The 1,525-nt window shown below is 42.4% G+C and carries 2 protein-coding genes; both read left to right on the plus strand.

Annotation, left to right across the window (positions count from 1 at the left end; all coding sequences use genetic code 11):
* Positions 1–339, plus strand: a 339-nt coding sequence (locus QVO51_RS01475; RefSeq protein ID WP_022356935.1) for a biotin/lipoyl-binding protein, incomplete at its 5' end; no start/stop codon positions are given.
* Positions 340–358: 19 nt separating this feature from the next.
* Entirely contained in the window at positions 359–1,339 is a 981-nt protein-coding gene (locus tag QVO51_RS01480) for an HlyD family efflux transporter periplasmic adaptor subunit (protein WP_288167722.1), read from the plus strand.
* The last annotated feature ends 186 nt before the right edge of the window (positions 1,340–1,525 follow it).

Genomic DNA, 1,525 nt, shown 5'->3' on the forward strand with positions numbered 1-1,525 from the left:
ATGGATAAAGAACAGAAAGCTTATGTTCTCAGACATAGCAGCAAACGTGACAAGGAACTGAAATACGACTTCATGCCATCTATGCTTGAAATCATTGAACGACCTGCACACAAAGCCGGAACAGTTATCATTCTCGGTGTTTTCACGCTTTTAATTGCAGCAATCGTATGGGCTTGCTTATCAGAGGTGGATATTGTTGTCACGTCCAGCGGTACCATGCAGCCGGTAGGGAATATCAGCACGCTTAATACTTATGCCAGCGGAACTGTGAAGGCAATCAATGTTGAGGAAGGCGCATATGTGAAAGCCGGAGATGTGCTTATCGAACAGTTCACTTAACACCTATACCAGTGGAACTGTGAAGGCGATCAATGTTGAGGAAGGGGCATATGTGAAAGCCGGAGATGTGCTTATCGAACTCGATACGCAGAGCATTGACATCGACGTAGAAGCGCTTTCGCAACAAAAAGAAGTGCTGGAGGCGCAAAAAGAGATATACACAATGATAAAAAATGGAGAGGACGTTTCAACAGTTGATCTTACAAAGTACGGCGCAAATCTTCAACCATACATTCTTACGATTATTGACAATGAGAAGGCTTATCAGAATAATCTGAGCATTCTTGAAAGTACCAAAGAAAACGCCGGTCTTACAAGAGACATCGCACAAATCAAATATGATGACTACAACACAAATCCTATGATTTCCGTGGCAGAATTCAATGCACAAAAACTTGTGCTTCAACAGGCAGAGAATGAATATCTGCAGGCGGAGCTGAACATTCTGAATGCGCAGACTTCTTACAGCGAGCAGATCAACTCCAATATTTCAGATATCAACAGTAAATTGAAACAGGCTGGTTCTGAACTTGAAAAGTATCAGCTTTCGCTTGATTACCAAAAAGTCACTGCTCCGGTCAATGGTTACATCAACAGCATTGCAGTTAACAACGTCGGTGAGACTGTAACATCGGCGCAGCAAATTATAACGATCGTTCCGGCGGATGCACCTGTTGAGATGGCTTGCTATGTAAAAAACATGGATATCGCCGATATTACGGTTGGAATGGAAGCAGAGATAAAGCTCGAAGCATATCCGTACAACAAATATGGAACTGTAAAAGGGACGGTCAAGTATATCAGCCCCAGTTCTTTCAACAGTGAGCAATTAGGCAGCGTTTATCTTGTGAAGCTGGATGTTGATAACACAAACCCGAATATCAATGTAATGTCTGGCTTATCAGGAGCTGTCGAAGTTAAGATCGGAAAGCAATCAGTTATGAGATACTTCCTCGATCCTATTGTGAAGGGATTCGGAGAGAGTTTCAAAGAAAAATAAAATAGTATACGAACTAAGGCGGTTGTGAGATTCACAGCCGCTTTTTTTGACGGACACTTTCCGTTATGGCTGCCTTCATTTCGTACTTCACACCTAATATCACCAGATATGAGGCTTGAAAGTAACCGCCAACCACACCCTAACGTTGATTCGGCACTAAAAAAGCGATAAAATAGTTCCAAAGGG

This window comes from Ruminococcus sp. CAG:379, from assembly GCF_000434255.1.
Taxonomy (GTDB): Bacteria; Bacillota; Clostridia; order Oscillospirales; family Ruminococcaceae; genus Ruminococcus_F; species Ruminococcus_F champanellensis.